At 58.7% G+C, this 26,653-nt stretch carries 25 protein-coding genes; 11 read left to right on the top strand and 14 right to left on the bottom strand.

All coding sequences use genetic code 11. From position 1 onward, the window contains the following. Positions 1-54: 54 nt before the first annotated feature. From cydX to GWQ27_RS03860, 3 genes are read right to left on the bottom strand one after another with little or no spacing between them, the layout of a single operon-like run. Positions 55-168, bottom strand: a complete 114-nt coding sequence (cydX, locus tag GWQ27_RS03870; protein ID WP_005310033.1) for a cytochrome bd-I oxidase subunit CydX — start codon at positions 166-168, stop codon at positions 55-57. Positions 169-192: 24 nt separating this feature from the next. Further along, positions 193-1,320: a cytochrome d ubiquinol oxidase subunit II gene (cydB, locus tag GWQ27_RS03865; RefSeq protein ID WP_275906722.1), complete on the bottom strand. Its 1,128-nt coding sequence runs from the start codon at positions 1,318-1,320 to the stop codon at positions 193-195. Continuing rightward, positions 1,320-2,891 carry a cytochrome ubiquinol oxidase subunit I gene (locus tag GWQ27_RS03860; RefSeq protein ID WP_275906721.1) on the bottom strand — a complete coding sequence of 524 codons (1,572 nt, stop codon included), beginning with the start codon at positions 2,889-2,891 and terminating at the stop codon, positions 1,320-1,322. Before GWQ27_RS03860 ends, cydB begins: the two co-directional genes overlap by 1 nt. A 120-nt stretch (positions 2,892-3,011) precedes the next feature. Here GWQ27_RS03860 and GWQ27_RS03855 point away from each other — a divergent pair, with 120 nt between their 5' ends. After that, entirely contained in the window at positions 3,012-4,439 is a 1,428-nt protein-coding gene (locus GWQ27_RS03855) for a PLP-dependent aminotransferase family protein (RefSeq protein WP_275906720.1), read from the top strand. 146 nt (positions 4,440-4,585) lie between these two features. On the opposite strand, the gene GWQ27_RS03850 is transcribed toward GWQ27_RS03855, so the two are convergent. From GWQ27_RS03850 to GWQ27_RS03840, 3 genes are all read right to left on the bottom strand, one after another. Then, complete coding sequence (locus GWQ27_RS03850; RefSeq protein ID WP_275906719.1) at positions 4,586-4,966, bottom strand: DUF4354 family protein; 381 nt, start codon at positions 4,964-4,966, stop codon at positions 4,586-4,588. A gap of 391 nt (positions 4,967-5,357) precedes the next feature. Next, positions 5,358-5,816 (bottom strand): GNAT family N-acetyltransferase, encoded by a 459-nt coding sequence (locus GWQ27_RS03845; RefSeq protein ID WP_275906718.1) that lies wholly within the window; start codon positions 5,814-5,816, stop codon positions 5,358-5,360. 185 nt (positions 5,817-6,001) lie between these two features. Further along, positions 6,002-6,652 (bottom strand): tellurite resistance TerB family protein, encoded by a 651-nt coding sequence (locus GWQ27_RS03840; protein WP_059113604.1) that lies wholly within the window; start codon positions 6,650-6,652, stop codon positions 6,002-6,004. A 201-nt stretch (positions 6,653-6,853) separates the two neighbouring features. Here GWQ27_RS03840 and GWQ27_RS03835 point away from each other — a divergent pair, with 201 nt between their 5' ends. The 3 genes from GWQ27_RS03835 (at position 6,854) to GWQ27_RS03825 (ending at position 8,072) form a co-directional block, all read left to right on the top strand. After that, positions 6,854-7,324 carry an acyl-CoA thioesterase gene (locus GWQ27_RS03835; RefSeq protein ID WP_059113603.1) on the top strand — a complete coding sequence of 157 codons (471 nt, stop codon included), beginning with the start codon at positions 6,854-6,856 and terminating at the stop codon, positions 7,322-7,324. An 84-nt stretch (positions 7,325-7,408) separates the two neighbouring features. Then, positions 7,409-7,564 carry a pleiotropic regulatory protein RsmS gene (gene rsmS, locus GWQ27_RS03830; RefSeq protein WP_005310018.1) on the top strand — a complete coding sequence of 52 codons (156 nt, stop codon included), beginning with the start codon at positions 7,409-7,411 and terminating at the stop codon, positions 7,562-7,564. Between the two features lie 40 nt (positions 7,565-7,604). After that, entirely contained in the window at positions 7,605-8,072 is a 468-nt protein-coding gene (locus tag GWQ27_RS03825) for a GyrI-like domain-containing protein (protein ID WP_219593663.1), read from the top strand. A 31-nt stretch (positions 8,073-8,103) separates the two neighbouring features. On the opposite strand, the gene GWQ27_RS03820 is transcribed toward GWQ27_RS03825, so the two are convergent. Continuing rightward, positions 8,104-8,946: a LysR family transcriptional regulator gene (locus tag GWQ27_RS03820; RefSeq protein WP_275906717.1), complete on the bottom strand. Its 843-nt coding sequence runs from the start codon at positions 8,944-8,946 to the stop codon at positions 8,104-8,106. Positions 8,947-9,055: 109 nt separating this feature from the next. Between GWQ27_RS03820 and GWQ27_RS03815 the strand changes: the two genes are divergently transcribed. From GWQ27_RS03815 to GWQ27_RS03805, 3 genes are all read left to right on the top strand, one after another. After that, positions 9,056-9,580 (top strand): nucleoside deaminase, encoded by a 525-nt coding sequence (locus GWQ27_RS03815; protein ID WP_275906716.1) that lies wholly within the window; start codon positions 9,056-9,058, stop codon positions 9,578-9,580. After that, entirely contained in the window at positions 9,573-10,808 is a 1,236-nt protein-coding gene (locus GWQ27_RS03810) for a cyanate transporter (RefSeq protein WP_275906715.1), read from the top strand. Before GWQ27_RS03815 ends, GWQ27_RS03810 begins: the two co-directional genes overlap by 8 nt. 357 nt (positions 10,809-11,165) lie before the next feature. Continuing rightward, complete coding sequence (locus GWQ27_RS03805; RefSeq protein ID WP_345893531.1) at positions 11,166-13,046, top strand: exotoxin A binding domain-containing protein; 1,881 nt, start codon at positions 11,166-11,168, stop codon at positions 13,044-13,046. Positions 13,047-13,135: 89 nt separating this feature from the next. Here GWQ27_RS03805 and rluF read toward each other — a convergent pair whose 3' ends face one another. Beyond that, on the bottom strand, positions 13,136-14,170 hold the full coding sequence (rluF, locus tag GWQ27_RS03800) for a 23S rRNA pseudouridine(2604) synthase RluF (protein ID WP_275906713.1): 1,035 nt from the start codon (positions 14,168-14,170) through the stop codon (positions 13,136-13,138). Continuing rightward, positions 14,160-14,282: a hypothetical protein gene (locus GWQ27_RS03795; protein WP_275906712.1), complete on the bottom strand. Its 123-nt coding sequence runs from the start codon at positions 14,280-14,282 to the stop codon at positions 14,160-14,162. The genes rluF and GWQ27_RS03795 overlap by 11 nt, the downstream gene beginning before the upstream one ends. Before the next feature lie 557 nt (positions 14,283-14,839). On the opposite strand from GWQ27_RS03795, the gene gdhA reads away from it, so the two are divergent. Both gdhA and GWQ27_RS03785 read left to right on the top strand, forming a co-directional pair. After that, positions 14,840-16,186: an NADP-specific glutamate dehydrogenase gene (gene gdhA / locus GWQ27_RS03790; RefSeq protein WP_212540547.1), complete on the top strand. Its 1,347-nt coding sequence runs from the start codon at positions 14,840-14,842 to the stop codon at positions 16,184-16,186. A gap of 229 nt (positions 16,187-16,415) precedes the next feature. Further along, positions 16,416-18,008 (top strand): alpha/beta hydrolase, encoded by a 1,593-nt coding sequence (locus GWQ27_RS03785; protein WP_275906711.1) that lies wholly within the window; start codon positions 16,416-16,418, stop codon positions 18,006-18,008. A gap of 45 nt (positions 18,009-18,053) precedes the next feature. Here the strand turns inward: GWQ27_RS03785 and GWQ27_RS03780 are convergent, their stop codons facing one another. Beyond that, positions 18,054-18,422: a VOC family protein gene (locus GWQ27_RS03780; RefSeq protein ID WP_275906710.1), complete on the bottom strand. Its 369-nt coding sequence runs from the start codon at positions 18,420-18,422 to the stop codon at positions 18,054-18,056. Positions 18,423-18,587: 165 nt separating this feature from the next. Then, on the bottom strand, positions 18,588-19,055 hold the full coding sequence (locus GWQ27_RS03775; protein ID WP_265431123.1) for a hypothetical protein: 468 nt from the start codon (positions 19,053-19,055) through the stop codon (positions 18,588-18,590). A gap of 154 nt (positions 19,056-19,209) precedes the next feature. On the opposite strand from GWQ27_RS03775, the gene GWQ27_RS03770 reads away from it, so the two are divergent. Then, entirely contained in the window at positions 19,210-22,353 is a 3,144-nt protein-coding gene (locus tag GWQ27_RS03770; RefSeq protein ID WP_275906795.1) for a DEAD/DEAH box helicase, read from the top strand. Positions 22,354-22,402: 49 nt separating this feature from the next. Here GWQ27_RS03770 and GWQ27_RS03765 read toward each other — a convergent pair whose 3' ends face one another. Beyond that, a complete protein-coding gene (locus tag GWQ27_RS03765; RefSeq protein ID WP_275906709.1) occupies positions 22,403-22,990 on the bottom strand; it encodes a histidine phosphatase family protein in 588 nt (195 codons plus the stop codon). A gap of 399 nt (positions 22,991-23,389) precedes the next feature. On the opposite strand from GWQ27_RS03765, the gene GWQ27_RS03760 reads away from it, so the two are divergent. Beyond that, positions 23,390-23,677: a hypothetical protein gene (locus GWQ27_RS03760; RefSeq protein ID WP_005309977.1), complete on the top strand. Its 288-nt coding sequence runs from the start codon at positions 23,390-23,392 to the stop codon at positions 23,675-23,677. Positions 23,678-23,796: 119 nt separating this feature from the next. On the opposite strand, the gene GWQ27_RS03755 is transcribed toward GWQ27_RS03760, so the two are convergent. Further along, positions 23,797-23,985, bottom strand: coding sequence for a hypothetical protein (locus GWQ27_RS03755; RefSeq protein WP_005309974.1), 189 nt, complete (start codon positions 23,983-23,985; stop codon positions 23,797-23,799). A gap of 288 nt (positions 23,986-24,273) precedes the next feature. After that, positions 24,274-26,175: a biosynthetic arginine decarboxylase gene (gene speA, locus GWQ27_RS03750; RefSeq protein ID WP_275906708.1), complete on the bottom strand. Its 1,902-nt coding sequence runs from the start codon at positions 26,173-26,175 to the stop codon at positions 24,274-24,276. Positions 26,176-26,653: the final 478 nt, after the last annotated feature.

Below are 26,653 nucleotides of genomic sequence, written 5' to 3'. Positions count from 1 at the left end.
AAAGGCCGACACTGGGTGTCGGCCTTTTCCATATCCAAAACAGCGATAGCGGACTCAAGACTCCTTGAGATCCTCGTCAGCGGCCCAGCGGGCCTCCAGCCAGAGCAGGTTGACCAAGCCGCACAACAGGGCAAACCCCAGCCCCAATATCCAGGTGAAATACCACATAGTCGAGATGTCCCTTTAGTTGAGTTAGTAGAGGCTATGGCCGTGCTGGCGCACCTGCTGGGTGCTCACCTTGCCCCGCACCACCCGGTAGACCCAGAAGGTGTAGCCGATATTGATGGGCATCAGCACGGCGACTATCCCCAGCATGATGAAGAGGGTGCGCTCGCTGGAGGTGCCATCCCACAGGGTCAGACTGCTCGACGGATCCAGCGACGAGGGCAGTACGAAGGGGAACAGGGCGATGGCGATAGTCAGCATCATGGTGGCGCAGGCACCGCCGCTGGCAAGGATGGCCAGCCGCGCCCGGCCAAAACTGCTTGCCAGCGTGCTCACCATGGGCAGCAAGAGGCCGAGGACCGGCACACTCCAGAGCCAGGGGTACGACAGGAAGTTGGTGAACCAACCCGCCGGCGCCAGCCCCACCTGCTTCATCAGCGGCGTGAGGGCACCATTAAGATCACCTATCTCATTTATCTGGTAACCCGCCATCTGGCTGAGCCAGACGCCGCCGAGGGCAAACAGGCCACTGGCAAGGGGGCCGAGCCAGAGGCTCTGACGGGCGCAGCGCTCGGCGATAACCCCTTGCGTCTTGCACTGCAAGAAGCTGGCACCGTGCAGCATCAGCAGGGCCAGTGCCGTGCCCATGCAGGTCAACAACAAGGGCCAGTGAAACTCAAAGGCACCGTAGTGGATGCGCAGGGCAGCGTCGAAGCGAAACGGCAAGCCTTGCAGCAGAAAACCGAGCGTCGCACCAAACACCAGGGTCGGCAGCAGGGCTCCCGTCACCAGGGCTCTGTCCCACCAGCGTCGCCAGCGGGGTGAGGCCAGCTTGCTGCGATAGTCAAAGCCGACCGGGCGCAGAAAAAGCCCAAACAGCAGGAACATGAAGGGCACGTAGAGCGCCGAGAAGGCGGCGGCATAGACCAGGGGCCAGGCGGCAAACAGGGCGCCTGCACCGGCAATCAGCCACACCTGATTGCCCTCCCACACAGGGCCCACACTGTTGAGCAGCACCCGCCGCTCATCGTCTGTTTTGCCGACCAGGGGCAACAGCAGGCCAACCCCCAGGTCGAAGCCATCCATCACCACGAAGCCGATGAGCATGAAGAGCACCAGCCCCCACCAGACCAATTTCAGGGTTTCGTAATCCATCAGGCAGGACTCCCGTTTTGCAACACTTCACCTTGATAACGACCCGTCTGCAGGCTGGCAGGCCCTTTGCGGATCACATGACGCAACAAGAACAGCTCTACCACCAGCAAGCTGGTGTAGATGAGACAGATGGCGATGAGACTGAACCAGAGCTGGCCCGGTTGCAGCAAGGAGACGGAGGCAGACACCGGCATCACGTCGCTGATGGTCCAGGGCTGGCGGCCGAACTCGGCCACGAACCAGCCCGCCTCTATGGCAATCCAGGGCAGGGGTATGCTCCAGCACAGTACTTTGAGCAGGCGCGGCGACTGCACCAGTCTGCCACGACACAGTTGCAGGAAAGAGGCGGCAAACAGCACCAGCAGCACTATGCCTATCCCCACCATCAGCCTGAAGCTCCAGAACAGTGGCGCCACTTGCGGGATTGAGTCCGCCACGGCCCTGGCAATGGCCCCTTCATCTGCTTTGCCGATCTCCCTGGCATAGGGGGTGAGCAGCAGGCCGTAACCGAGATCATGACGGTGACGCTCGAAGGTGGCCTGCGCGGCTGCGTTGCTGCCATCTGCCCTCAGCGCTTCCAGCGCATCATGAGCCAGCATGCCGCTGCGGATCCGCGCCTCGTGCTGCACCTTGAGATCCTTGATGCCGGTCACCGCCTCATCGAAGGAACGGGTGGCTATGATGCCCATCAGGTAGGGGATTTTGACGGCGGCATGGGTGGTCTCGGCATCCTGATCGGGCCAGCCGAACAGGGTGAAGGCAGCCGGGGCTGGCTCTGTCTCCCACTCCGCCTCAATGGCGGCGAGTTTGACCTTCTGCACCTCCCCCGAGGTATAGCCCGACTCGTCACCCAGTATGATGACCGAGAGGATGGCGGCCAGACCAAAGCCCGAAGCGATGGCGAAGGATCGCAGGGCGAAGCGTACTTCCATCCGGCGCAACAGATACCAGCTGCTGATCCCCATCACGAACAGGGACGCCGCCACATAACCCGCCGCCACCGTATGCACGAACTTGACCTGAGCCACAGGGTTGAACAGCACGGCGGCGATATCCACCAGCTCCATGCGCATTGTGACGGGGTTGAACTCGGCGCCCACCGGGTTCTGCATCCAGCCGTTGGCAATGAGGATCCAGAGCGCGGAGAGATTGGAGCCGAGCGCCACCAGCATGGTCACCAGCAGGTGTTGACCGCGGGAGAGCTTGTCCCAGCCGAAAAAAAAGAGGCCGACCAAAGTGGATTCCAGGAAGAAGGCCATCAGCCCCTCCACCGCCAGCGGGGTACCGAAGATGTCCCCCACATACTGGGAGTAGTAAGCCCAGTTGGTGCCGAACTGGAACTCCAGGGTGATCCCCGTAGTCACTCCCATCACGAAGTTGATACCAAACAGTTTGCCCCAGAAGCGGGTAATGTCCTTGTAGATCACCTTGCCGGTCATCACGTAGGCCGACTCGGCGATCACCAGGATCCAGGACAGCCCCAGTGTGAGGGGCACAAACAGAAAATGGAACATCGCCGTCGCACCGAACTGTATTCGGGACAGGCTGACCACATCATCCAGGCTTATCATGCATGACTCTCTATGTTGCATTTAACAGACAGGTTCTCGTCCGTTAAGTACACCATGGGTCATGACACCTATAACAGATGCAGTTATAGTGAATTACACCTATAACAGTTTGAGTGCCCCATGTCCCTCTACGGCCAGCTGGCAGATCAGTTGCAACAACAGATAGCGAGCGGCGTCTGGCAAGCGGGGGAGCGCATTCCCTCCATCCGCCAGAGCTGCAAGATCCACCATCTGAGCCCCATGACGGTGCTGCAGGCCTATCAGCTGCTGGAAAGCCGCGGTCTCATACTGGCGCGGCCCCAGTCCGGCTACTACGTCAAGGCCGCCCCCTCCCCGCTGCTAGCCAGCACACAGCAGCAAGCGCACTACACAGGCTCGGTGGACATCAACGATCTGGTGTTCGAGGTGCTGCAGGCGAGCAAGTCACGGGAACTGGTGCCGCTGGGCATGTCGGTGGCCGATCCGACCCTGTTCCCCCATCCCCAGCTCGGGCGCGCACTGGCGAGCTGCATGCGCAAACTCGATCCCTTCAGCACAGTAGCCGATTTGCCTCCCGGCAACGAGGCGCTGCGCCGCGCCATCGCCCAGCGCTACGCCAGTGATGGCCTGGCGGTGAGCCCGCAGGAGATCATCATCACAACCGGGGCCATGGAGGCACTCTCCTTGAGCTTGCAGGTACTGACAGAGCCGGGGGACTGGGTGGTGGTGGAATCCCCCACTTTCTATGGCGCCCTGCAGGCCATAGAGCGGCTGAAACTCAATGCGGTGGAGATCCCCGTGATCCCGGGGGTGGGCATAGATCTCGCCCTGCTGGCCGAGGCGCTGGCCCAGCGCCCCATCAAGGCGTGCTGGCTGATGGGCAATGTGCAGCACCCCTTGGGCCACACAATGCCAGACGACCACAAGCAGGCGCTGATGCAGTTGCTGAGCCAGCATGAGGTGCCACTGGTGGAGGACGACGTCTACGCCGATCTCTACTTTGGCCGTGAACGGCCCAAGCCGCTCAAATGCTGGGATGTGCGGGGCGACAGCCTGCTGTGCAGCTCGTTTTCCAAATGCCTGGCCCCTGGTTTTCGGGTCGGCTGGGTGGTGGCAGGGCCCCATGCAGAGCGCATTCAGCGGCTGCAACTGATGTCGACCCTGTCGACCAATGTGCCAAGCCAGCTGGCACTGGCCGAGATGTTGCGCCAGGGCGGGGTAGATGCCCACTTTCGCCGTCTGCGCCACACCCTGGCCCAGCGCCAGCAACAGATGCGGGCCGCCCTGCTGCGCCTCTTTCCGGATGAAGTGCGCATCAGCGCCCCCGATGGCGGCTACTTCCTCTGGCTGGAGTTTGACACCCGTCTCGACAGTCGGGCACTGCACGCCAGGGCGCTCACCTGCGGCTTTTCACTGGCGCCCGGCGCGCTCTTCTCCAGTCAGGGGCAGTACAACCACTGCCTGCGCCTCAACAGCTCCCATCCCTGGAGCGAGCAGTTGGAGAGCGCCCTGATCAAACTGGCCGGGCTTATCGACGCCACACTTAAGCAAAGCTCTTCGTATGAATAAGCGTCACTTTCCATGGCACATGAAATGTTTGGAAAATGCGCTTAACGTATGCGTATAAAAACGGCATAAACCTTAATCACGATTTAATCTCCCCAACCAGTCGCGTATGCGACTGGCATTCCAACATCATAAGTTGAGGGTGAAGTTTAATGACAGTTATCAGATATTTTTACCAGTGCAGCGTTAAGGACAGCATCATTATTATCAGCAAATACTGCAATCCCTTTCACCATATCACCCTTTTTCAGAACACCTGAAACCAGGGCTTCATCAACGGTATCTAACTTGAACTCCTGATTATTCTTGGCGTATGCTTTCAAGCAAGTTTTTGATAAATCGATGTCATTACCAGATAGCTTTGCCAAAGCAATTTCAAAGGTTTTTGTGTAAGCATCTTTAGTTCCTATCGATATTGATCCTTGCGATTTTGCTGTTGCATATACGGCGATGTCCCCAACCGTTGAAGCGTTTGCAGCGAAACATGAACCAGCCAGTACCAATGCTGTCGCGATAATAGAAATCTTCATCTCAATCTCCCAATAAAAGAACAAACAATACGGAAGTAAAACCAATCCGGTTTCTGACAAGAAAAACATAAAGGTAACTAGCCAATATTATCTTGCACAGTGGTTGATTTTATTTAGCAGCGCCTACGATATGCGCAGTGCATTTTAAACGCATGATCACACCTGCCACAAGTAAAGAGTCGAATTACATTCCTTTACAACTCCATAAATTGTTACAAAATGTTCCAGCCCTGCATTACAATTTCATTTGTTCATTAAAACCAGCACAGTTAGATATTATTCTGCCACTCAATATCGGCAACGTATAAGCAGAGCCCGGCAGAAGATGACTCACCAGAAAAAGCAAACAACAGAGGCCTGTAACGGGCCTTTGTGTGGGAGACAACGCGACTTATCTGGCCATGATCTGTGACTGCACCTTGAACCCTAATGTTTCATAAAGCGCCTTGGCGCGCTCGTTGAAGGCCATCACCTCCAGCCGGATCTGGTGGGCATCGTGAGCCCTGGCCCAGTGGTCGCAGTGAGCAATCAGCGCCCTGCCGATACCTTGCGAGCGGTGCCCCTCATCGACCACCACTGAGCCGATGCGGCAGATGGGCTGCTTGCTGAGAAACGGGATGCTCTCGTTGATGTCGATGCGCGCGGTCAGAAAACCCACCACAGCACCATCCAGCTCGGCAACGCAAAACAGTCGCCCTTCGGCGGCGATGGCAGTGAGCAAGAATGCCCGCTCCTCTGGCGAAGGCGGGCAGAACACCTCGGGATAGTGCTCATAGTGGATCTCTCCTATCTGCCGGTTCAGCTCGAGGATGGCGTCGATGTCCGGCTCCTGTGCCTTGCGTATTTCCAATGGATGCTCTCCTTGCCTCTGTGCCCTGACGATGAGACGGTCTCATCTGCTCCCTTTTGGTCGAGGATCCATCATAGTGGCTGCCCACTCCGATAAGAAGTGGCTCGATCGGCCTTCGGCCGGTGACCAGACACGACAAGGCCCCGTCACGGGGCCTTGTCGATAATCCTTGTTCGTGACGGGGATCAGGCCGGCTGCGCCAGCTGGGCTACCTGCCGCTCTATGCTGCTCTTGAGGTTGTCATCAAGCTTGAGCGCACGGGCCAGCTCGTCGAGATAACCGCGCTCCATAAAGTGATCCGTCTCGATGGCGAGCAAGGAGGCAAGGTACACCTCGGTGGCCAGCTCCATGTCGGTCACCTCACGCGCCAGGGCATGAGGGTCGAGGGGGCGGGCAAGCTCGGTATCAATCCAGCGTGCCGTATCACTTTGACCCTGCTCGGTCAGGTACTGCTGGATCTTCTCGCGCTCGGCACTGTCGATATGACCATCGGCCCGGGCGGCCGCCACCATGGCGCGGACCAGCAAGGCTGCGCGGGCATCCAGCGCATTGCCCTGCAAGGTATCGAGGGGCTGGGTCGGTTGCGCCGGGCTCGACTGCTGGGCCTGCCAATCCTGATAAAGCTTGTAGGCCAGCCCGCCGAGGGCCGCTGCACCGCCCACCGCCGCCACCTTGCCGCCATACTTGCGGATCTTCTTGTTGCCGAGCAGCAAGGCCATGGCACCGGCAGCCAAGCCGCCCTGCGCCATACCCTTCATCTGCGCCTTGCGGCTGTCGCCGCCTTCGTTGAGCCAACCTTTGCCAGCGCCCAACAACTGATCCAGCATTTGTTTCATCATGACTCCTCGCAATTGACCCCCCATGCTTGCGCCGAGTTTATGAACCAAGAGTGAATACGCGCCCAATATCACGCCGGGCGCTGTGCATCTTGTCGCCATTCGCGGTATACCTGACATAAATGCTGGCCAGCTTCTCAGGCCCGCCATGGCGCCAATGAACCAACCGGTACCGCGACTATGTCAAGACAAGGAGAGAGCATGACCCCACCCCGCGAGCTGACCCTGCAGTTTCTGGCAGAACCCGCCGACGTGAACTTTGGCGGCAAGGTGCACGGCGGCATGGTGATGAAGTGGATCGATCAGGCCGGTTACGCCTGCGCCGCCGGCTGGTGCAGCGGCTATGCGGTCACCGTCTACGTGGGGGGGATCCGCTTCCTGCGGCCCATCCAGATAGGCCAACTGGTGGAGGTACACGCCCAGGTGATCCACACAGGCACAACCAGCATGCACCTGTCGGTGGATGTCTACAGCCGCCATCCAGCGGACCGGCAGCGCCACAAGACCACCCACTGCATCATCATCTTCGTCGCCATGGACGAGACGGGCACACCGACCAGGGTGCCCCAGTGGCAACCTGTCTCGGCCGCCGATCTGAGCTTGCAGCAATACGCCAAAAAACTGATGGCCCTGCGCGAGGAGATAGACAAGGAGATGCGTCAGCACCTCTGAGCCCTTCATCCCCTGTGATACAGGGCCGGTCCCTATCCGGGTGCGGCTCTGTATAATGGCGCTTTTCCCATTACGGAGTCTGTCATGTCATTGGAAAATGCCCCGCCCGAGGTCAAGCTGGCGGTGGATCTTATCGAGCTGCTGGAAACCAACCGGATCGATCCCGCGCTGGCCTTGGCTGCGCTGGCCATCGTGTCCGAGGACTATCAACGCAAGCTCAAGGAAGGCAAGGATCACTGAGGGCGGCAGCGCTGCCGCCTCACCCCGCACAGGAGGCAAGATGACAGATCCCATCCGTTTCGAAAGTGGCCGCCCCATGCTGTTTGGCGGCCTGCGTCGCCATCATGCATTCGCGCACGCCGACTTCGGCGGTCAGTGGCGCGATTTCAGCGCCCTGGGCCCGCTGCCGGGCCAGCTGGGGGAGCATGCCTATGGCGTCATTTGCGGCGTGACCGCCACGGAATGCGAATATATGTGCGCGGTGGAAGTCGCCGCGCTGGAGGTACTGCCCAAGACGCTGGGGCGGATGCGCATCCAGCCCCAGACCTATGCCGTCTTTTTGCATCAGGGTCATGTCTCGACCATGCCAAACACCTGGCAGCAGGCACTGGACTGGCTGGCGCAATCGGATTACCAGTCTGCCCACCAGCCCGACTTCGAGCGCTATGGCGCCGAATATGACCCCCACACCGGCAGCGGCGAAGTGGAACTCTGGCTCGCTGTTGTGCCGCGCCAGGCCATGGCCTGAAGCTGGCCCCTCAACAGCGCGCCCGACCCATTCAGGCAGGCCCCATCACCTGGTCGCACAGGGCGATCAGGGCCTCGCTGAGGCGGGCCAGGGGTTCGCCCCGCTCCGCCCCCAGATGCAGGGCCAACTCGACCGGATTGATCCTGGGCCAGTGCGAAAGAGCCACCTGATCCGGTTGCAACAGGCGTGTTGGCAGCAGACTGACCCCGATCCCGGCGCTCACCGCACCCTGCAAGCTGGCGAGGCTGGCACTGACATAGGCGATGCGCCAGCGCCGCCCCTGCCCATCGAGCGCATCCGTGATCTGGCGTCGATAGAGCCCTTCACTTGGGAACACCACCAGCGGCAGGGGATCGCGATCACAGGCAGGCCAGTCGCGGCTGTCGACCCAGGCCAGGGGTTCACGCCAGCTGGCGAGTGGTGCTCCTCGCCCCCGGCCCTGCTTGACCAGCGCCAGATCCAGCTCACCGGCCTCGAAGCGCTGCCAAATCCCGTGGCTGAGGCCACTTTGTACCTCCAGCCGCACCTGTGGATATTGGCGAGCAAATGCGGCCAGCACGGGGGCAATGGCGCCAGCGGCGAAATCCTCCGGCACCCCCAGGTTCAATTGCAGGCTCGCTTCTGTCACCTGTGCCTCGGCTTCTGCCAGCAGCGCCAGAATGCGGCGGGCCAGCCCCAGCAGTTTTTCCCCCTCCGCCGTGGTCACCACCTGACGACCACTTCTGTCCAGCAGCGGGCAGCCGAGCTGCTGCTCGAGGCGCCGTATCTGCTGGCTGATGGTGGACTGGGTCAGGTGCACCCGCTCACCGGCACGGGTGAAGCTGCCGGTGTCTATGATGGCGACGAAGCTGCGCAGCAACAGGGGATCCAGCATGGCATTCTCCATTTACAAAATTACTGGATGTCATTCTATCATTTAATTTCCAAATGATTGATGGCGCCACTAGGCTGGTCTGCTCCCCCATAGGTTCAAGGTTTCTCTCATGCCCCACTCTCCTGCCGAGCCCGCCGGCTCCCACCTTGTCTCGTCGCTGACCGCCCTCACGGCCCATTCCCATCCAGAGTGGCTGGAGCAGGCGCTGCAACTGGCCCTGCAGAATCGGCAGCGAGGAGGTCGCCCCTTCGCGGCCCTGCTGGTACAAAATGACCGACTGGTGGCAAGCGCCGTCAATACCATGCATCTGGAGGGTGACCCCACCCGCCATGCGGAGCTGGAAGCCCTGCGCCAGGCCAGCCAATCCGGGCCGCTGGCGGGGGCCATCGTCTACGCCAGCGGTCACCCCTGTCCCATGTGCCTGAGTGCGCTGGTGATGAATGGCATCCGCGCCGTCTATTACGCCTTTGATAACCATGATGCGGCCCCCTTCGGCTTTGACAGCACATCGAGCTATGACAAGCTGCGACTGCCCCTCAGCCCGCCACCTCTGCCCCTCATCAAGCTGCCAGTCGCCCTCGCCGCCGCCGCGCTCTATGGAGACAACTCAGAGGCGGAACCAGCCCATGAGTAAGGACCTGCCCGCCAGCACCCTGCACCACAGCAAGCAGGATCTGGCCCTGCTGGTGCTGGTGATCCTGATTGGCCTCAATCTGCGTCCCTTTCTCACCGCCATAGGGCCGCTGGCCCAAGCGATAGACAACCGCCTTGGCCTCGGCATGGATACCCTGGCCTGGCTCACCCTGCTGCCCCTCTGGCTTATCGGCGTCGGCGTGCTGATCACACCTGGCCTGCGCCGCCTCACGGGCCCAAGCCAACTGCTGGGGGCTGCTCTCTTGCTGCTGGGGATGGGAAACGCCATGCGCTTTGATGCCCAAAGCGGCGCCCTGCTGATCGCCAGCGCGGCGCTTTGTGGCCTCGGCTCGGCGCTGGTGCAAGGGGTGCTGCCCGGCCTTATCAAGCAGAGCTTCGCCCACAAGGTGCCACTGGTGATGGGGATCTTCTCTGCCTGCATGATGGGAGGCGGGGCGCTGGGAGCCAGCCTCACCCCGCAACTGGCGGCAAGCCTCGACTGGTCGCGGGCGCTTGCCCTGTGGAGCCTGCCGGTGCTGTTGGCCATGGTCTGGCTAGGGTGGAAAGTCCGCCTGCCAAGCGCCGCCGTGGTGGCTATTCCCCACGGCGAGCAACGGCTGATCACCCTGCCCCGCAGCTGGTTGCTGATCGGCTGCTTTGGCATCATCAACAGCGGTTACGGCATCGTGGTCGCCTGGCTGGCGCCCGCCTATATGGCGCAAGGGTGGAGCGCCCAGCAGGGAGGCGAGCTGGTGGCCTGGCTGGCGCTGGCCCAGACAGCCAGCGGTCTCGGCCTGCCACTGCTGGCGGCACGCAACACAGATCGCCGCCCCTGGATGGGCCTTGCCATCATCATGCAGGTAGCAGGATTTGGCGGCCTCTGGCTCGCCCCACAAGCCGCCCCCATCCTCTGGTGCATGCTGTGCGGCGCCGGGCTTGGCGGCAGCTTTTCCCTCATCATGGTGATAGCGCTGGATCACCTGCCTGACCCGCGCCGCGCCGGCACCCTCAGCGCCCTGATGCAGGGATTCGGCTTTATGCTGGCGGCAACCGGCCCCTGGGTTGCGGCCCGCCTCCATCATCTGAGTGGCGACTTCGCGGCCGCCTGGCAGTGGCAACTGGGGGGATTGGCGCTGATGAGCCTGCTGGTGCTGCGCCTGGATCCCCGCCACTACCCCAGCGTAATGGGGCTGGCCAAGCAGGCCCCCAACCCCGTCGCCGTCAATTGACCCTTCTGCATCAGCACATCCTCACCCCGACCGGGTGAGGATGTCTCCTGCCTGCCCGCTTCCTCGCTGGCAAAACGGTTGCCATCATGCCCTTCACCACTGCCAGCTGTGTAAATCATCAACAGATGATTTCATATCACATTGATTTTAAACATATTAACCGACCCCATATGGAGGGTTGCCCCAGCATTATGGGCCGTTATGGTGAGGAGCTCAGACGAGCATAATTCTCATTTCGTCTGGCAGGGATGATGTCGTAATCACCAAGGAAGACAACGCCACACACCAGTGGCCCTGATATCACCAGAAGGTAAAAACATGCGGAAAAATGCAAAATGGGCTTCTCTACTCAGTGGCTTGGCCATGTTAGGCGGTGTCATCTCACCGGCCATGGCGGAAGAGTCATTCAATCTTTGGCAGGAGTGCGCAACCCGCTGCAACCTGGACCTTGGCCAAGGTGTCAGATCCAGCCAACTCGATCTCTCCACTTTGCTTGATGAACAAGCAGAACAAGGCGTATTGCACTACTCCATGGTGCTGGGTGAAGGAAGCAACAGCCTCAAACTCGCCATCGACAATGCCCTGACCCTGCGCAGCGATGGCTCAAGCATCACGCTAACCAGCGCCACCGCAGGCAAGGAGCCTCGCAGTTACAGCTACCACAGACAGGGGAAGGGCAGTTGGTCCCTGCACTGGCTGGTGCCCGTCGGGAATGAAGCGCCCGCCAGCATCAAGGTCTTCTTCCATGAGCTGGATGCAGGTTCCGACATCAGCCACATCTCCCCCATTTACAGCATCGAAGTCAGTGACGCTCTGCTGCGCAACATGGCAAAAAACGCGACACTCTATGTCAGACATGTTGAAAACAACGAAGTCAACCGCACACTCACCCTCAGCGCTGCGGGAGTCGGCTTCGTGGCCGCGCCGACCCATCACAGTCGCCAAAAGCGCTGGAGCGAGTGGCATACCGGCAAGGTGCTTTGCCTGTTGGACCCGCTGGATGCGGTTTACAACTATCTATCTCAACGCAGCTGTAATCTGGGTGATACCTGGGAAGGCAAGGTTTATCGGATACTGGCTGGGACTCCGGCTTCTCACGACACCCATATTGTCCCTACCGCCATCAGCCATCGCCTCCATTTTGCCAAGGCCGACAGCCTGGCAGCCCTGACCACCCATCAGGTGTGTGCCATTCCGCTCGAAGCGTTGGCGCGCAGTCGTCAACCCAGAGGCTGGGAAGAACTGAGCCAATGCGGCTACCCGGTCCACAATCTGATCACCCTTTATATCCTGACACGCTTGCCATGGTCCCAGCTTGATTCCGTGATTGCCCAGGCGCTGAGCCACACCACTCCCGAGGATGGTTCAACCCCCCGAGGGCAGCTGGCACAAGCCATTCGGGAAAACCCGGCCCAGGCGCGACTGGCCCTGACCATGGCCGCCGCCCAGAGTGACGCCTTTACCCGACAGCATGCAGACAATACTCAAGAGCAAGCTGCCAGCGCAGATGTCGTCAATCTCACCTGTCCGGCTGCAGATCTCAATTGCCTTTCTCCGGCCGACAGTGCCAATGCCCTGCAAGAGCGAGATTATCCGAATGGTGCCAACTTCCTGGGTGAGGGGGAGAGCGTCCGTTTTACAACGGCTGGCACCCAGAATTGGTCGATGGCCCGTCTAAGCCAGGCCCATCAACAGTTGATTGACAGTGGCTATGCCTTTGTCGGCTACCACGGCACTTTTATCGAAGCGGCCCACAGCATAGTGTTTGAAGGCGTTCACGAGCGCGATCAATCCTCGATAGCCCCCTGGCAAGGCTTCTATGTCGCAGGAGATCCTGCCCTCGCCTATGGCTACGCCCAGGATCAGGACGCAGATGAGCGGGGACGGATCCGCAATGGCGTCCTGTTACGGGTCTATGTTCCCCGTACCGCCCTGCCCCGTCTCTATGCCACTTCGTTGACACTGGCGTCCTCTGATGCTGTTGATGAGGTCAGTCGCCTGATTGGGCATCCCTTGCCGCTGCAACTGGACGCCATCACAGGGCCGGAAGAAGAAGGTGGACGCCTCGAAACCATATTGGGATGGCGCCTGGCGGAGCAGGCGGTGGTGATCCCCTCCACCATACCGACGGATCCGCGCAACGTGGGTGGAAACCTTGATCCTGCCACTGTGTTACAAGAGGAGCGCGCGATCAGCACACTACCTGACTACGTCACCACACCCCGCGACGAGCTGTAATCCCTGTATGCAGATACCAAAACACCGGCCTGAGGCCGGTGTTTTTGGGGATAACAAATGGGGAGGCTGACGCAGCTCAGGGTTACGCCTCAGCGCCCCTTCTTCTGGCGGCCGGACTGGCCGGCACGCGGTTTGGCTGCGGCCGGTTTGCTGCCCTTGTTGGGCGCCCCTTTACCTGCACTGCCTTTGCCCGTGGCGGCTTTACCGGTGCCGCCTTTGCCAACAGCCCCCTTGCCCACGGGGATCTTCTTCTCGAAGGCTTCCGGGCCCGGCACATTGGGGCGGCCGCCAATCTCGTGGTCATCATCCCGGCGCGGCTTTTTGCCTTGCGCCGCTTTGCCGGTTTGAGCAACAGCGGCTTTGGCTACCTTGGGCTTGTCGCCTTTGGCCGGTTTCACTTCGGAGGAGGAGTCCTCAATCAGCTTGAACAGCTCGATCAGCTCATCGTCGGTCAGATCGCGCCACTCGCCCACCGGCAACCCCTTGAGGCTGACGTTCATGATGCGAATGCGCTCCAGCTTGGTCACCTCGAAGCCGAAGTGCTCGCACATGCGGCGGATCTGGCGATTCAGCCCCTGCACCAGGGTGATGCGAAACACGAAGGGCGCCTCTTTCTTCACCTTGCACTTCTTGGTGACGGCCCCGAGGATAGGCACACCGGCCCCCATCCCTTTGATAAAGTCATCGGTCACCGGCTTGTCGACGGTCACCAGGTACTCTTTCTCGTGATCGTTGCCCGCCCGCAGTATCTTGTTGACCAGATCGCCGTGGTTGGTCAGGAAGATGAGCCCCTGGGAGTCCTTGTCGAGCCGCCCTATGGGGAAGACACGGGTGCTGTGGTTGACGAAATCGACGATATTGTCCTTCTCGCCCGCCTCCGTGGTGGAGACTATGCCCACCGGCTTGTTGAGCACGATAAAGACCAGGCTGTCGGCTTCCCGCGCCTCGATCACCTGACCATTGACCTTGACCAGATCCCCGGCAAACACCTGATCGCCGATCCCGGCCCGCTTGCCGTTAATAAAGACCTGACCCTGCTCGATAAAGCGGTCGGCCTCGCGGCGCGAGCAGATGCCGCTCTCGCTGATGTACTTGTTCAGGCGCATGGATTCATTAGCCAGCATGGGTCACCTGCCACAGGCTGATAGCCCCATCCAGTTGCACGGTTGCCGGTGCCGGCATCGTCGGGGAGGCTGTTTGCTGCATCAGCCGGCTCACTACGTCAAAGTTCTGCATACCATTCCATCTTCAAAAAGGCCAAGGCCAGCTTAACCATCAAAAAACGCCGATACAGTAGCATATTGCCCCGTCCAGCACGCCGGATACTTGTCACCCACTCCGGTCCTGTGTGCCTGGATCCCACTCTCATCACCGCATACCGCAAGCCTATTTCCTGATAACGCGGACCAGACGACGGGGTCAGGATCCAGAGGGCTGAGAAAAAAACACAAAATACGGTCGCAGGCCGGACAGAAAAACGGCGCTCGGCGCGGGCATGTAACATTCACACAATATGCAGCCCGCTTGCCATCACGCCACATCCTATAAAGAAGCACCTTGCTATTTATTAAATAAAAACGCATAAAAAGATTCAAATCTGCGCGAATTATCTTGCCATGACCCTGTCTGCATTCTGTCGTTTTCGGCGGCTAATCCAACAATCGTTGGCAAACTCGGTACAAGATAGAATTTTTGTCCGCATTCATCCCCAACACAAATCATAAATTTGGATGCACGGCATGCGCTTTTCTCTGGCAAGAGGCCAATTTCATCATTCACTACAGGAGTTACAGATGAGTCATTCCCTATCTCAGGCGGATTTTCTGGCCCAGGTGGCCAGCCGCAATCCCCATCAACCGGAATTTATTCAGGCAGTGAGCGAGGTGATCGCCTCCATCTGGCCTTACGTGGAACGTCACCCCCGCTACCTGCAACAGGGCCTGCTGGAGCGGCTGGTGGAGCCGGAGCGACTTATCCAGTTTCGAATAAGCTGGGTCGATGACAAGGGTAAGGTGCAAGTCAATCGCGGCTATCGCATCCAGCACAGCTCGGCTATCGGCCCCTTCAAGGGGGGCATGCGTTTTCATCCCTCTGTGGATCTCTCTGTGCTCAAGTTCCTCGCCTTCGAGCAGACCTTCAAGAACGCCCTCACTACCCTGCCCATGGGTGGCGGCAAGGGCGGCAGCGATTTTGACCCCAAGGGCAAGAGCGAGGGGGAAGTGATGCGCTTCTGTCAGGCGCTGATGCTGGAGCTCTACCGTCATCTGGGGGCCAATACCGATGTGCCTGCCGGCGATATCGGGGTGGGCGGGCGCGAGGTGAGCTACATGGCAGGCATGATGAAGAAGCTCACCAACAGCGCCGAATGTATCTTCACCGGCAAGGGGCTTTCGTTTGGGGGCAGCCTCATTCGCCCTGAGGCCACCGGCTACGGCCTGCTCTATTTTGTCGAGGCCATGCTGGCCAACCGTGACCAGTCGCTGGCGGGCATGACTGTCTCTGTGTCGGGCTCCGGCAACGTGGCGCAATATGCCATCGAGAAGGCGATGGCGCTGGGTGCCAAGGTGATCACCGCCTCCGACTCGGGTGGCACAGTCTATGATCCTGACGGTTTCACCCCCGACAAACTCGCCAGATTGATGGAGCTCAAGAACGAGCAACGCCAGCGTATCGCCGATTATGCCCATGATCAGGGGCTGGAGTATTTCAGTGGCCGCACACCCTGGCACCTGCCGACCCAGATAGCCCTGCCCTGCGCCACCCAGAACGAGCTGGGGGAAGAAGACGCCACCGCACTTGTCGCCAATGGCGTACAGCTGGTGGCCGAGGGCGCCAACATGCCGAGCTGCGCCGCCGCCATCAAAGTCTTTCATGAGGCAAAGGTGCTGTTTGCCCCGGGCAAGGCGGCCAATGCAGGGGGCGTCGCCACCTCCGGGCTTGAGATGAGCCAGAATGCCCAGCGCCTCTCCTGGACACGGGAGGAGGTGGATGCCCGCCTCAAGGGGATCATGACCAGCATACACGCCACCTGTGTGCGTTACGGTGAAGAGGAGCAGGGCCACGTGAACTATGAGAGCGGCGCCAATATCGCCGGTTTCGTCAAGGTGGCCGATGCCATGCTGGCGCAGGGAGTCTGCTAGTCCCGGCAAGGATGAGCCATCAGCAAGCATTGAGCACGACGTGCAACACCAGACGGCAGCCCATGGGCTGCCGTCTTTTCATGGTCTTGACGATCGCCCGCCACCTGTACTTATCACCTTGTTTACATTAGGCTTTAAGCCTTGCTTCAAGGTTTGAACTGTTCAGACAGACACGGCGAGCCAGCTTGACTGCAGTTCGCCCCGACCGCCATCGCCCAGGGATCACACCATGCTGGCTCGTACCCGTCGCCTCCTTCGCCGCTCTCTTCTGACCCTCTTGCTTGCGCTGCTGGTCGCTTGGGGGGTGATCGCCTACTTCGCCTGGCAGGCTGCGCCGCTGCAGCTGTGGCATACCTTTATTCCCCCCGAGCTCAGCGCCGACGAACTGGATAGCAGCGACTGGCCAGCCTATCAGGCCCGCGAGCAACAGTTGTTCGATCTGGTGGAGCAGGAGGTGGTCGCCAAGACGCCGCCGGAGCAACAGCTGGCGGGCAATCGCTACTATCAGGGCTCGCCCATCAACCCAGCCCGCTTTCAAGACGACTGGAATCGCTCCTACCTGCTGCGCCCCGAGGGCGAGGTGAAGGGAGTAGCCGTGTTCCTGCACGGCCTGACCGATTCCCCTTACAGCCTGCGCCACCTGGCCCAGCGCTATCGCGAGCGGGGCTTTATCGCCCTTGGTTTGCGCATACCCGGCCACGGCACAGTGCCGGCCGGGCTGGTCAATATGGCGTGGGAGACCTGGCTGGCGGCCACACGACTGGCGGTGCGCGAGGCCAGAGTACAAGCCCCGGGCCCGCTGCCACTGCATCTGGTGGGTTTTTCCAACGGCGGCGCGCTGGCGGTGAAATACGCGCTGGATGCGCTGGAAGACAAAACGGGGACATTGGCAAGGCCGGATCGGCTGGTGCTCATCTCCCCCATGATAGGGGTGACCCGCTTTGCCCGTTTCGCCGGATTGAAGGCAGTACCCGCCCTGCTGCCCGCCTTTGCCAACGCGGCCTGGCTCGGCATCATGCCCGAATTCAACCCGTTCAAATACAACTCCTTCCCGGTCAACGGGGCACGTCAATCCTACCGGCTGACCCACGCCATTCAGCAGCAGGTGCGCCAACTGGCAACCAGCGGTGAACTGGCGGCCTTCCCGCCGGCACTCACCTTCCAGTCGGTGATGGACTACACGGTCAGCACCCGCTCCATCATCGCCGATCTCTACCACTTTCTGCCGGCCAACGGCAGCGAGCTGGTGCTGTTCGACATCAATCGCGGCTCTGTCTTCGGCCCCTTGCTCAATAGTGCCTCCGAGCTGGCCCTTAGCCATCTGCTGCCGAGCCAGCCCCAGCCCTATCGGCTGACAGTGGTGGGCAACGAGGCGGCGTCCAGCCCCCAGACCCAGGCCAAAACGATGGTCGCAGGCAGCATGCTCGAGCAAGTTCGCCCCCTTGGCATCGACTACCCCAAGGAGATCTACTCCCTCTCCCACGTGGCGCTGCCCTTCCCCATGGACGATCCCCTCTACGGCATGGCGCCGCGCCCGGAGCAAATGAACCAGTACGGTATCAACCTGGGCGGGCTGGCCCTGCGCGGGGAGCGCGGCATGTTGATCGTCAATCCAGGCGCCCTCACCCGCACCTCCTCCAACCCCTTCTATCCCTATCTGCAAGAGAGGGTCATGGAGACACTGGCGGCGCCCCTTCAGCCCCCATCGCCACTCGCCTCACCCCAGGCGAAACCGGCCAGCGACAAGCGCACCGATGCCGCCTATGAGGCAGAGATAGAGACGTTTTTACAGGAAACAGACACGCCGGATTTACCTTTTTAGGCAAGCGACAAGAAGCAGGAGTTGGCAATCAGCTGACAGCCGGGCTCAAGGATAGCGGCTGATCTCGACAAGATTCTGATCCGGGTCGAGGCAATAGATTGATTCGATGGGCCCGCAGGCGCCGCTCTTGGTGACGGGCCCTTCGACTATCGCCACCCCGTGGCTGGCAAGCTGAGCGATGACCTGTGCCAGCGGCCAACGGGTGATGAGGCAAAGATCCCCCGCCCCCACCTGAGCCCGGTTGCGCGACTCCTGCCCCGGCAATTGCAGATTGATCTTCTGGTTGCCAAAACGCAGCGCCCGGCGCCCTGCACCAAAGGTGATGGCCTCCATCTTGAGCACCGAACTGTAAAACGCCACGGCCCGCTCAATATCACTAACCGTCAATACCAGATGGTCGATGTGGCTGATCATGGTTCCTCCTGGTGGTGATCTGGCTGATGTAGCAGGCATATGCCCATGAATGCCCGACGCTTTCCACAACCGTGAGCAACCCCATCATACCCGGCAAGGAGAAGCGGATGTGTGTCGTGGCGCGCACAGACAAGCCAAGTGAGTATGTTGTCAAATAAATCCGCCTCACTGCACCGCGGCGCACGCTTTGTCGCGCTGGGCCAGTAAGGTCTCATCGTCACTGTCCATCGCAGCCAAAATCGCCTGATTGCAGGCGCGCTCCGCCAGCTTGGCCGGACTCTGCTGGGCATCCCCAATCTCCGCAATCATTGGCCGATAGCTGATAGCCGCCGAGCAGTACATGGTGCGAAATTTGGGCAGTTGCCAGCTGCTATCATCCTGTCGAGTCAGATCATCGCAGAGCGTCTGAAACAGAGCAGCCGCCTTGACCGTACACTGGCTAAAGCGCCGCACATCCTGTTCATAAGAGCGACAGACGCTTTTGGGTTGGATCTGCCAAAACTGGAAAGCAAAGGGCACCTGCTCCCCCTCATATTCCACCACCAACGTCTTGGGCTCTGTGCCGTAGTGATCCGACACCTGCTGCTGTACCAGATTGAGATAGGCCGAAAAAAGATAAGAAACCGGATCCATCACCACCTCCCTGTGGTTGTCACTGCCGGGCTTTATTACCGAAAACCGGGGCGATTTTCAAACGAGTAACAGGCGACAACAGCTTACTGATTTGGTTGGGAAAAATGATACTCTTCTCGCCACCCTCATGTACAACGTTCAAGGCCTGTGTGCGATGCAACAATGCGGTATTTATGAACAACTCATTACTCAACTGCTGACATCTCGACTCGACCGCGAGCGCTTTTACGTAGGGGAACGCCAGCTTGAACCTGCCGAAGCGGCAGTCTGGTTATCGCGATTTCTGAGCCGGGTTTTGGAATATGCGGTGGGCTCGGTCACTGGAGAGGATCAGCTGCAACGGCAGATTGAGCTGGCTAACCAGTTATTGCTTTGGCTAAAGGATCGCACGCAAGACCCAGACTTTATTGGCGAGAACCTCATCAATAGTCAGGGAAAAATTCTGACGGCGCTCTACCAGTTGGATAGCCCCATCTCAGCCAATTTAAAGCAATATGCCGAGGATATTTTCCCTCTGACAGGTCTGACGCAAAGTGAGCTGTTCTGCGGCAGCAATGCGGGTTTGTCGATGGAGTCGGAGATTAAACGGGAGATATTATCGGCAGATAGCATCTGCTGGCTGGTCTCATTTATCAAATGGGCAGGTATCCGTATTTTCCGTCATGAGCTGGAAGAGTTCACTCGCAGCGGCCGCCAATTAAAAGTGATTACCACCTCTTATATGGGGGCAACCGACGCCAAGGCGGTCGAATTTTTAGCTAGCCTGCCCAACACTGAAGTCAAACTCAGCTATAACACCCAGCGCGAGCGGTTGCATGCCAAAAGCTATCTCTTTTGCCGAAATACTGGCTTTCATACCGGCTATATAGGTTCATCCAACCTCTCTCATTCTGCCCTCACCAGTGGCTTGGAGTGGAACCTAAAAATCACCTCGCAAGAGATCCCTCATATTATTGAGAAATCCCTGAGTACCTTTGAAACCTATTGGGAGTCCGATGATTTTGAGCTGTTCGATGGCAAGCTCGAAAGCCGCACGAAATTAAAGCATGCGCTGCAAGAGGCCCGTGGGGATGGTGACAAAAATAGTCCTGCCTATTTCTTTGATATCACGCCGTTTCCCCATCAACAGGAGATCCTTGAGCAATTGGCGATGGAGCGCTCTTTACACCAGCGCTTTCGTAACTTGGTGGTTGCGGCCACCGGTACAGGGAAAACCCTGATCTCCGCCTTTGATTTTGCACGTTTTCTGAAAACCAAACCCGACGCCAAGTTTCTGTTTGTCGCCCACAAAGAGGAGATCTTGCGCCAAGCATTGGCCTCGTACCGCGGTGTGCTCAAGCAATCCAATTTTGGCGAACTCTTGGTCGGCGGCGCCGTGCCAACCCACTACCGTCAGCTATTTGCCTCGGTGCAATCCTTGAATAACCAGCTGGCTACGTTGCGCCTTAGCCCAGACTATTTCGATTACATCGTCATCGATGAGGTTCACCATATTGCGGCGGCCAGTTATCGTGGTTTGCTCGCAGCCTTTGATCCTCACATTCTGTTGGGATTGACCGCAACGCCAGAGCGCCATGATGGCGGTGATATTCTTGCTGACTTTTGTGGTGTGATCGCAGCAGAAATCCGCTTGCCCGAGGCCATCAATCGTCGCCATCTCTGCCCATTCCAATATTTTGGTATCGATGATGATACTGACTTGCGCCAAGTCGCTTGGAAACATGGTCGTTATGACATCACTGAGCTCACCAATATCTATACCCACAATCAGCAGCGGGTACAGAAGATAGTCCAGAGCCTCGATGAGATCGTCACCGATATTACCAAGATCAAAGCGCTGGCATTTTGTGTGAGCCGCGAACATGCCGATTTTATGTGCAAGGCATTTTTATTGAAGGGCATCAAGGCTGACATCCTCACCAGCGATAACCGAGACGAGCGCCATAGTAAACAACAGGATTTGCGTACCGGCGTTATCAATATTCTCTGCGTGGTGGACATCTTTAACGAAGGTGTCGATATCCCGGAAGTCGATACCTTGCTGTTTTTACGACCAACGGAAAGCCTCACCATCTTCTTGCAGCAATTAGGGCGGGGCCTGCGGCTGGCGAGCAATAAAGAGTGCTGCACCGTGTTGGACTTTGTTGGCAATGCCCATGCGGAATATGACTTTGCCCAGAAATTTCGGGCACTGGTGGGTAAAACCAATAAGGCGATCAGCCACGAAATCAAACAGGGCTTCCCTCACGCGCCCTTGGGCTGCCGCATCGAGCTCTCAAAACAGACCCAAGAGTTAATTCTGAGCAATATCAAGAAGGCGACCCTCAATACCTCGCGACTCATGGGCCTGATCCGCCGTTTCTCGCAGGATTGCGATTTACCGCTGACGTTGGCGAACTTTTTGAAGTTTTACCCTCATATCAGCATTGAGGAGATCTACAAGCGCGGTAACTGGAGCACCTTGGTCAAACAGGCCCGCAACCATAGCATTTCTGAAATGAGCGATGAGAAGCTATCTACCCTCTACACCCGGGCCATCAAAACCCGGCTACTAGGCTGCGATGCGCTCCATTACTTGAAATTCTTACAAACCTTGGTAGCAGATGCCTTTACCTTAACGGCTGAGCACGATGAACGTATGGCGTTGATGTGCCACTACGACTTCTGGCAACAGAGCGGCCCCAACGCAGGCTTTAGCTCCTTGGCACACAGCCTGAAACAACTCAATCAACCAGCGTTAAGGGCCGAGTTGGCAGACCTGCTACCCATGCTGATCAATCGGGTGCAGCACGAACAACTAGCCATGCCTGACCTTCCCGGTAATCCGCTGCAACTGCATGCCCGATATGCCAGAGAGCAGGTGCTGGTTGGCTTTGGTGCTACCAGTTTCGAGCAGCAACCACCAGCTAGAGAAGGGGTGTATGTCATCGCAGAGCAAAATATCGAGTTGCTGTTCGTGACCCTGAACAAAACGGAGCAGCACTTCTCCCCTACCACCCGTTATCACGACTACGCCATCAATGAGTCACTGTTCCATTGGCAGAGCCAAAACAGCGCTCGCCCCGAGCGGGGTAAGGGCCTGAGTTACATTCAACACAGAGCAGAGGGTAAGCGCTTGTTTTTGTTCGTCCGTGAGCAGAGCAAAGATGAATTTGGCCGCACCCTTGGCTTTGTGAACTTTGGCGAAGTGGAGTACATCTCCCATAGCGGCAGCCAGCCGATGAACATCAAATGGCGGTTGGCTACTCCGATGCCTCCCTTCATGTGGAAAGAAGCAGCAAAGTTGGCGGTTGGCTAACTCCTGTTAAAGAAAACGGCTCGCCAGTGGCGAGCCGTTTTCGTCGGGGTCAGCACTCAATCCGCTCGATCTGGCCGCCGCTGAGTTTGAAGAAAGCATCCTGCGGCAGGTCTTGTGACCAGGTGGTGGTGTAGTCGATGTCGGCATAGGCACCGCGCAGCATGGCGCCAAACAAACCGTGGGAAACCACGATGGCGCGCTCGGCAATGCGATCATCCTGCAGCCACTGTTGGGCCCGGCGCTGTATGCATTGAAAATCTTCACCACTGGGCGCCTGCAGATACCAGTCCGGCTGGCTGATATCAAGCTCGGGGTGAGCTGCCACCAGATCCGATACCCGGCAGCCCTCCCACTCCCCCATGTTCAACTCCACCAGTCGCTCATCCCAGACGATGCGCTCACTATCGAGCCCCAGCTGCTGGCACACCAACAGCGCCGTCTGCCGAGCTCGGCCAAGGGGGCTGGCGTAGAGAGTCCAGCCTGCGGGTTCGTCCAGCACGTCGCGCAGACGAGCCCCCATGGCGGTGGCCTGCACCTCCCCCTTGTCAGTCAGGTCGGAATTGCAGCGCCCCTGCAACCGCTGCTCGGCGTTATAGCGGGTCTGGCCGTGACGAAGCAGATAAAGGGTTCGAGACATGGTTTCTCCAGCAAGTTCAATTAGATAAGTGGCATGAAAGGCCATGATGATAACAGATGTGCCGTACGGACACAGATACAAACGGGACAAGACGAGCAGGACCCAGGCTTCAATCGGCCGGGGCAATCCCCCAAGCTATGCGCGCTGAAACAGTGCGGCCATGAAAACCTGACCAGAGTGGGCCTGACTTTCATTGTCAGGAGGAGGAAAACACTTCATTTTTTTCTTGGCGAAAAAAGTCGCACATTTTCGTTGTGCCGTGCTTTGAGTCAGGGTAATCTCGAGCAAAAACAAGACTCGAACGTTACTTTTTATGGCCGTTTATCATGGCGCCCAAGGGGACAGTTCGACGAGAAGAAGGTCACATCATTTATCACCCGTACAGGCGAGGAATCGCACATGGCTAGATACCAGTTTTTCTCCATTCCGGCATCCAACCGGCAGCAGTACACATTTATCGACATGGCCTCCCCCACCTTTCTGACCGAGAAAGAGGCGCTGCTGGCGCAGGGATTCGAGGTACAAGAAGACTTTATCGATGCCGCGAGTCGCAGTGAGGCCGTCGAGAAATACAAATCCAACTTCCTCTACGTGGCAGACGAGATGGGCAAATCAGACAGTGGCTACGCTGCGGCGATCGCCCTGATGGACGTCGGCAAGGGGTTGTTGGGCGGCAAAACACGCTGACAAGACTCGTTAACCGAAGTCGCCAGCAGGCATCGTTAGCAGAAAACCAGCAAGAGACGATAAGTGGCCATCGCGGCAAGGTGTCCGATGGCCATGTGACGAGCCGCAGACAGCCTGCGTCAGAAGCGGGCCAGTTGCTGGAGCATCTCGATCAGCTCCTCTTCGCTGCGGGGCTCATGGGTCAGCTCCAGACTCGGGGCCGCGCCCCCCATCAGCATGTAGACATGCGTGCTGCAGTGGTCATAGTGGTACCACTTACCGTCGATACAGAGGTCGGTATAGCATCTCGGGTCCCTTTCCAGTTCCATAGTCACATCCTTTTGTTACATACCACCCACATCACTCCTGACCGTAAAATAACCCGCCCGCGACAGGCTTGATGCAGATCAAGGGAAGAGGCTGGCTGAGGCGGATATCTGCCGGATCCGTGCCCTGAGCCGCGCACTACCGCCATCCACCACTCATATGAAGATGGCTGTCCGCTTCCCTGCTTTCGGGAAGGGGATGAGATGCCATCAACAAAAACGGCGCCCGAAGGCGCCGTTTTTTCATTCCCGTCTTTTTGTTTCCACCGACGGGGTGAACAAGCCTGAGGCTTATTCGTCTTCCAGATAGGCGTAGCCTTGCAGACCCAGCTCCAGCTCGTCGAGCAGGGCTTTGCGAGTCGCGTCATCCAGCGCCGGGTGGGAGACAATACGCTGGTAGTTCTCGCGAATGACGGAGGGGTCGATGTTGACGTAACGCAGCAGCTGGTCGACGGTATCGCCGCGCACCACATTGCGAATGTCCATCTTGCCCTCTTCATCGAGACACACTTCCGCGCAGTGGGTGTCACCGAACAGGTTGTGCAGATCCCCCAGGATCTCCTGATAGGCACCGACCAGGAAGAAACCGACGTAGCACACTTCGTTCTCTTCATACTGCGGCATCGGCAGCGTGCTTTCAACACCCAGGCCATCGACGTAGTGTTCAACCTGACCGTCGGAGTCACAGGTGATGTCCATCAGGATGCCACGACGACTGAGCGGACGATCGAGCCCGGTCAGCGGCATCACGGGGAACACCTGACCGATACCCCAGGCATCAGGCAGGGACTGGAACAGGGAGAAGTTGGCAAAGCACTTGTCGGCCAGTTTCTCGGAGAGCTCGTCGGCCAGGGCGCGGTGGTTGCGGTTGACCGGGTTGAGCATCTCTTTCAGTGCCAGACAGGTGTTTTGGTGCAGCATCTCGGCCCAGGCGCGTTGCTCCAGATTGAGCAAGCCCATGGTGTACTGGGCATTCACATCACCCAGATCCGCCACTGAGTCGTGGAAGATCTCCAGCAAAGAGGGATCTTCACCGCGCAGGTCCAGCCACCCTTGCCACATGTTCTGCAAGAGGGTCGGCGCATCCTCATCCGGCGCGCTGATGTCGCTCATCTCCACCCCTTCGGCACCAATCAGATTGGTGACCAGCACGGCGTGGTGAGCGGTCAGGGCACGGCCAGACTCGCTGATGATGGTCGGGTGCGGCAGATCAAACTCGCGGCACACATCGCCGATGCCCCACACCACGTTGTTGGCGTACTCGGACAGGCTGTAGTTGGCGGAGCAGTGGCTCTGGGAGCGAGTGCCCTCATAGTCCACACCCAGGCCACCGCCGACGTCGACCACGTCGATGGGCACACCCAGACGACGCAACTCGGAATAGAAGCGACCGCACTCGCGGATACCGCCCTGAATGTCACGGATGTTGGCGATCTGGGAGCCCAGATGGAAGTGCAGCAGTTGCAGGCAATCCAGCTTGTCCAGGCTGCGCAGACGCTCGACCAGCGCCAGGATCTGGGAGGCGGAGAGACCAAATTTGGACATGGAGCCGCCGCTCGATTCCCACATGCCGGAGCCGGTGGACGCGAGCTTGGCACGTACCCCGATATTGGGCTTGATGTTGAGGCGAGCTGACTCGTCCAGCACCATTTCCAGTTCGGAGGGTTTTTCCACCACTATGTAGACCTTGTGGCCCATCAGGTTGCCGAGCAGGGCGTGGCGGATATATTCGCGGTCTTTGTAACCGTTGCAGACGATCACCGAGCCTTGCTCATGGTGATGGGAGAGCACGGCCAGCAGCTCCGGTTTGGAACCCGCTTCCAGGCCAAGACGTGGCTTGTCGCTGTAAGACTGGCTGATGGTCTCGATGACTCGACTCTGCTGGTTTACCTTGATCGGGTAAACACAGAGGTAATCCCCTTCATAGCCTGACTTCTCGATGGCCTGACCAAAAGCGTTGAACAGTGCATCGACCCGACTCTTGAGGATGTCGGGGAAACGCAGCAACACGGGAGTGGTCAAACCGGACTGGCGCAACTGTTCGATGGCATCAGAGATGACAATGTGTGCATCAGGGCGCGATTTGTCGGGAGCGACGGTCACATGACCGGCGTCATTGATGTTGAAAAAACCCGCACCCCAGTAGGGAACGTTGTAGACCTTCAAGGAGTCCTTGCTGGACCAGTTAGTCATGGGCTATGCCTCGCAAATGAGCGACCAGTGGCCGCCTTCGTTACCCTCAATCACATCCAGACCATCGATTGCAAGTTGCGGCAAGCCAAGGCTGCCTGGTGGGATCTGAACAGCAACGAGTCATGAAAGCGCGACGGATGACCGCCTTCGTTTCACCACTTGTTACCTTCCATCACATCCAGCTATTGCACATCGCGGCAAGCCAAAGGCTGCCTGGTGGATCTTGGGAAGTAACGAGTCTTGATGTGGGGCTGGTGGCTTTACATCAAGCTCAACGGTATGCGGTGCCACCTTAACGGGGGCGCCGCGGTACTTTGATGACAGACAGCATCAGCCACGCCGTCAGTTCATCATTCGGCACCATCACAACGACAAGGGAGGTTTCAAGGAAGAGAAGCGAAGGCGTCAGCACGCAAGCGTGTTGATAGACGACAACAACCACAGCCTACCCAACACCAGTGACCGCCCATGACAAGGG

Source organism: Aeromonas sp. 5HA1, assembly GCF_029237245.1.
Taxonomy (GTDB): Bacteria; Pseudomonadota; Gammaproteobacteria; order Enterobacterales; family Aeromonadaceae; genus Aeromonas; species Aeromonas salmonicida.
This window is presented reverse-complemented; position numbering and strand designations above follow the sequence as displayed.